Source organism: Arhodomonas aquaeolei DSM 8974 (assembly GCF_000374645.1).
GTDB classification, from domain to species: domain Bacteria; phylum Pseudomonadota; class Gammaproteobacteria; order Nitrococcales; family Nitrococcaceae; genus Arhodomonas; species Arhodomonas aquaeolei.
In genome coordinates this window covers 1-5961 of sequence record NZ_KB894836.1, presented here as the reverse complement: position 1 = coordinate 5961, position 5961 = coordinate 1, and the positions used below count along the sequence as shown (strand labels likewise).

The 5961-nt window shown below is 69.1% G+C and carries 4 protein-coding genes; all 4 read left to right on the top strand.

The features are described 5' to 3' along the window. A partial coding sequence (locus C516_RS20195; RefSeq protein WP_018719788.1) for a type VI secretion system Vgr family protein occupies nucleotides 1–1670 on the top strand: 1670 nt, incomplete at its 5' end. Continuing rightward, the gene (locus C516_RS0117870) at nucleotides 1667–2563 is read left to right on the top strand and encodes a DUF4123 domain-containing protein (RefSeq protein ID WP_018719787.1); all 897 of its coding nucleotides are present in this window, start codon (nucleotides 1667–1669) and stop codon (nucleotides 2561–2563) included. The genes C516_RS20195 and C516_RS0117870, both read left to right, overlap by 4 nt. Beyond that, nucleotides 2560–5247, top strand: a complete 2688-nt coding sequence (locus C516_RS0117865) for a T6SS effector BTH_I2691 family protein (RefSeq protein ID WP_018719786.1) — start codon at nucleotides 2560–2562, stop codon at nucleotides 5245–5247. The genes C516_RS0117870 and C516_RS0117865 overlap by 4 nt, the downstream gene beginning before the upstream one ends. 349 nt (nucleotides 5248–5596) lie before the next feature. Continuing rightward, nucleotides 5597–5961 (top strand): DUF6708 domain-containing protein (locus C516_RS21445; protein ID WP_211210654.1); only part of this gene is annotated, 365 nt, incomplete at its 3' end.

The following is a 5961-nucleotide window of genomic DNA, read 5'->3' as shown; positions in this document are numbered from 1 at the left end:
CCGGCGGCGCCCGCCAGCTGCTCGCCGGCCACCGCTTCGAGCTCACCGAGCACCCGCTCCACGACACCGGCGGCGAGGCCGAGCGCCACTTCCTCGTGCTCGCCCTCAGCGTCCACGCCGAGAACGCCCTGCCCGTCAGCCCCGCGCTCCGCGCCCTGCCCGGCAGCCTCCAGCCCGACATCGACGCTGCCCGCCGCGCCCACGGCCTCGAGGCGCACGGCGACGAGCGCGAGGACTACCGCAGCGCCGGCACCGGCCACTACCTCGTCTCCCTCGAGGCCCAGCGCGCCCACATCCCCTACCGCCCCGCGCTCGAGCACCCCCGCCCCGTGCTCGCCGGCCCCCAGACCGCCACCGTCGTCGGCCCCGAGGGCGAGGAGATCCACACCGATCACCTCAACCGCGTGAAGGTCCGCTTCCACTGGGACCGCCTCGCGCGCGGCGACGAGCGCGACAGCTGCTGGCTGCGCGTCGCCGAACCCAGCGCCGGCGCCGGCTGGGGCGCGGTGTTCACCCCCCGCGTCGGCCAGGAGGTGCTCGTCGACTTCCTCGACGCCGACCCCGACCGACCGCTGGTCACCGCGCGCGTGTTCAACGCCGCCACCCCGCCGCCGTGGCACAGCAACGGCCTGCTCTCGGGGCTGCGCTCCCGCGCCTACCGCGCCAGCGGCCACAACGAGCTCGTCTTCGACGACGCCACCGGCCAGCAGCGCCTGCGCCTGGCCAGCGACCACGCCGCCAGCCAGCTCAACCTCGGCTACCTCATCCACCAGCGCGACAACCACCGCGGCGCGCTGCGCGGCAACGGCTTCGAGCTGCGCTCCGACGCCTTCGGCGCCGTGCGCGCCAACCAGGGCCTCTACCTCACCACCTGGGGCCAGCCCGGTGCCGGCGGCGACCAGCTCGACCTCACCCCCGCGCGCGAGCAGCTCGCCAGCGCCCACCGCCTCGCCGAGCGCCTCTCCGGGAGCGCCACCGCCCACCGCGCCGAGGCGCTCGAGGCGCACGCCGATCTCCAGCGCGCCGGCGAGGACGCCGAGCACGCCTACGGCAACAGCGAGCAGGTCAGCGCCGGCGGCGATCAGTCCAGCGCCCGCCGCGCCAGCGAGTCCGGCGGGCGTGGCGAGACCCCCGGGCTCCGCGCCCCCTGGCTGCACCTCGCCTCGCCGGCAGGCATCACCGCAACCACCCCCGCCTCCACCCACCTCGCCCAGGGCGGCGCGCTCAGCGTCTCCAGCGGCGAGGACGTCAACATCGCCACCGGCGGCAGCCTCGTCGCCGCCATCACCCGCCGCCTCTCGCTGTTCGTCCAGCGCGCCGGCATCAAGCTCTTCGCCGCACGCGGCAACGTCGATGTCCACGCACACACCGGCAACATCGGCATCGCCGCCGAAAAGGACGTCGAGGCGAGCGCCTCGCAGCGGAAAATCGACCTCGCCGGCGCCAAGGAGATCGTGCTCACCTGCGGCGGCGCCCGCGTGCGCATCCGCAACGGCAACATCGAGCTCCACGCCCCCGGGCGCGTGAGCATCAACGGCGCCCAGCACAGCTTCAGCGGGCCCGTCGAGCAGGAAACCACCACACCGGTATTGCCGGACGACGATCCTGGCCTGTGTCCCTGGAAAGGCCGTTCCGCCGCCGCCAGCGGCGAGGGGGGCGTGGAGGAATGAATGCGGCAAGCGGTACGCAGCCGTACACCCTCGTCAATCACCACGACCTGTCCGGACTGCTGCAGGGCGGGGCGCTGTACGAGCTGATCGACCCGGCGACCTCGGACCCCGGTCCGGGGAACGCCAGCCCGCAGGCCTGCGAGACCGTCGTCAATCCATTCACCGATCAGCCACCGGCCGAGCGACTGCGCCTGCAGCCCGTCACGGGCACGCCCCAGCGGATATGGACGAGACTGCAGGCCCACTGTGCGTCACCGCCCCGGCCCGACGAGCCACGCCCGGTATGCGGCTGGCTGATCTTCGCAGGCGCAGTGCAGGGCGTCGCCCGCTACCTGAGCCGTCAGCTACGGCAGACGAAACCGTCCGGACGGGCGGCCCTGCTGCGCTACTACGATCCGCGGGTCATGGAGCGGCTGCTGAGCCTCTGTAGCGACACCCAGCTGGCAGCGCTACTGGGCCCCGTCGATCACTGGCTGTTCGTGGGGCGCACGGGCTGCATCCGTCACGCCTCCCCCCATGACGGCGCCCACCGGTCCGGCGAGCGCGCCCTGGCGCCGGAACAGTGGGATGCCATCGACCGCATCGGCCTGGTCAACCGGACGCTGGCGGTGTGCACGCCGCGTACCGGCATCGCGTCATGGACGGATAACGCCATCATCCGCCTCGACCGCCTGCTCGCCGTCGCCCACCGCGAGGGCATCACCGATCCGGGCTCGCGCATAGCATTCGCCTTGCACGGTCTAGGCAGCACGGATTCGTTCCACCGTCACCCGGTCATGCGCCATGTCCTCGCGCGTTGCCGCCAGGGCGAAGACTACCGGGCGCTGACACGGACGTGGGGCACGCACGACTGGCGACGGATCGCCGAAGAGAGCAGGGGAGCGCGGACATGACGGCATTCATCGACCCGGGCGACGTAGTGGATATGGTGGATCGGTACACGGCGGCGGGCACGCGCACATACGAGTGCCCCTTCTGCGAGCGGGTCGGGCTACCCATCCTGCCCGTGCGTTACGCCGTCGTGGACCCGCCCGACGGGGGCGAGGGGCTGGAGCTACCTCAACCCATGCTCGTGCACGCGGCCACCCACTTCCCCCCTCTCGAGCAGAGCCGGTACGGGCTGCGGCTGCTCCGCGAAGGCTACCTGTATCTCTTCGACGCGACCCGGGAACGCTGGCAGGCGTGGATGATCACCAGCGACGCCCGGCTGTGCGAATTCCCGCCACTGGGCCGGGCACCGACGGCCGCCGAGAACGCCCACGTCACCACGCCCTGCAACGTCACGGCACGGAACTACTCCTCGCTGTTCATCACCATTCCCGAGGCACGCGAGGCCGGGTGGGTCTACCTCGCCTATTCCGATCATCTCTGGAGCGCGGCGACGCTCGAGACCATGGCTGCCAACCGGGACAACCTGCGTGACCGGTGCATGCAGGCGTTCGACGTGGGCAGATGGCTGGCACGACAGCACGGCATATCCGCGACGTCCCCCGACGACATCGCCACGTACGTCCCCGAGTTCGCCGCCACCGATGGCGGGACGCAGTCTCAGGGGGACTGCTTCCCCGGCCCGGGCGTCACCGCCCGGGCATTCCACGATGCCGGACAGCTGCGCGAGCGCATGAACTGGACCGTGCGCGATACGCCCGAATTCATCGACAAGGGGGCGCTCCTGGCGATCGAGGACCCCATCGGCATCACCACCGCGCTCAACCAGTTCCGCAACAACGCCGCCGAGCGCCTCCAGGCCTACACACACAGCGAGGCGGTCTTCGAGAAGAAGGCCACTTCCGAGCTCATCACCGGATTCCGCCGGATCAAGGCGGAGCGGGCCGGCCGGCGTGCCGACGCCAACGTCGAGCGAATCCGCAATGCGCCGCCGGTAGACCTCAATCTGCGTGCCGCCCGGGACTTCGAGGCGCGGCCGGCGGCGGAGCAGGCGGCACTCCTGGACCGCATGCCCGCCTGGCAGCGCGAACGCCTCGCCCGGGCCCGGGCCGAGCTCGCCGAGCGCCGCGCGCAGCGGCCCGACAATGCCGAGGCCTACCACGAGCGCACTGTCGAACTCAGTTGGGCGGATTACCTCGAATGCTACGACGAGGCCGCCCGCCAGGCATTCGAGGCGCAGTACGAGAAACACTGCAAGCCGCTGCGCGAAGCAGTCACCGTGCGCGCCCGGGACCACGCGCAATGGCTCTCCGGCGGCGACTTCACCGCCGCCCTGATGACCTACGACACCACGCTCAGCGGTGACGGCGAGGCCTACGAGGCCGCGGTCGCGGCGGCGTTCACCGGCACCAGTGCCACTGGCGAGGGCAGGGAAGTCCTCTCCGGGATACTCGATCGGCCGCTGCACGACCCCGGGTCCTTTATCTGGCGCGCCCTGTTCCTCAACCAGCAGTCGCTGCTCGAACGCATTGAGGCGTACGTCAGTGGTGCGGCGCAGTGGGGCAGCCAGATCTATGGCCCCCTCAGTGGCCTGCTCGAGAAGACACCGGCCAACCGCACCCCCCTGGAGAACCTCATCGCCGACGTCGTCGGGATCATGGCGAGCCGGCTGGGTGCCGTGGAAGCGACCCACATCGCCAACGACCGGCTCGCGCGGCTGTGGCAGGCCGTGGGCTGGGCACGATACCGCATCCGCACCGCACTGCATTTCTTCCCCGCCGATGCCGGACAGCTCGCCGAGGTCTACGAAGACAGCCTCTGGCGCGAGGAGGTCGCCATTCAGGCCATGCGCGGCAACAGGCAGGGGCTCGTACCCCAACACCCCGTCGAGCCGCCGCGAAACGACTCGGTCAGAGGGATGCTCTGGGCCATGATCCCCGACGATGCCCATCCACCGGGGCCGGCTCTCCTCGAACTGGACCGGGAGGCGGCCCTGAGACGGCTGCGTGCACGGCTGAACCGTACCCTGACGCCGGATACCTGGGGCGGGCTGTTCGCGGTGGGCCTGGAGCTGATCAACGCTTGGGCGGTAATCACGACCCTTGGCGATGGCGACGAGGACGACGCGGTCTCCGCCGAGCGCGTCAGCGCCCTGGTCGCCACCGGCGGGGCATTGACCAGCGCGCTCGCGAGCGTGGCACGGGACATCCTGTTCAAGACGGCCGCGCCGGGCAGCCCGCTTTTCAATGCCCTGACCTGGCTCGTTGGTATCGGTGCCGCGGTGGCGTCCTGGATCGGCGGGTACTGGGCATTCGTCGAGGGTATACGGGCCAAGGACGAAAACGAAGGAACAATGGCGGCGCTGTATCTTTCCACCGCCGCACTATCCACGGTCTTCGGAATCACATCGCTTTGGGCTTCGGCTCAAACCGTCAGCACATCCTCTGGAAGCACGGCGATGATCGGCCGATTCCTCATCTCGCGGGGCGGGTGGGCGGCGGTGAGCTCATATCTCGGATGGGTCCTGCTGGGCGTGGGGGTGCTGACCTGGTCCCTCGCGCCTGACGGCCTGGAGAAGTGGCTCCGCCGGTGCGTGTTCGGGACGGGGGACGCCCCCCGGTTCGAGGACCTCCAGGCGGCCCTGGACGAGCTCGAGGACCTCGGCTACATCAGGCAGCGCCATGATTAACGAATACGACCTGGACTATCGCGACCGGGACCGGGGCACCGACTGGTTCAGGCAGCCCCTGAGACTGGACTACAGTCTGCGGCGTACCCTGCCCCACGGGGAGCGGGCGACCGACGAGGTGTACGACGCCATTTCCACATACCGGCAAAACGACGTCTACCTCGAAACTTCGCATACTAAGGAACGTTTTTTGAGGGGATTTTTTACAGCAGGTATGGGGATACCCCTAGTCGGGATCAATATTTTTATGGTATATGCCTTTTTTTTATTGATTTTCTATTTTTTTTCCGATCCTGAGAGGCTGTCCCTAATTTTCCCAATCGGGGTCATCGTGATCCTAGGGGGGGCAATGGATATTTTCATCCTTAACCTCCCATTGAAGAACGACTGGTTCACCTACCGCCACGCCCCCATCCGCTTCAACCGCCGCACCCGACAGGTGCACGTGTTCTACACGCCCCGCTTCGGTGGACCCCGCAGCTACGACTGGGACGCCCTCACGGCACAGGTCCTGGAAACCGGCAGGGGAAAGGTCACCTATTACGTCCTGACCATGACTGCCGCCGATCCCTCCGGCAGGTATTACTATGACCGCTTCGAGGTCGGCAACCAGCTGCTCCACCGCGAAGAGGGTATCCGCTGGTGGGAGTACATCCGCCGCTTCATGGAGGAAGGGCCCGACAGTGTCCCCGATCCCGACTGGACCCTCTCCGA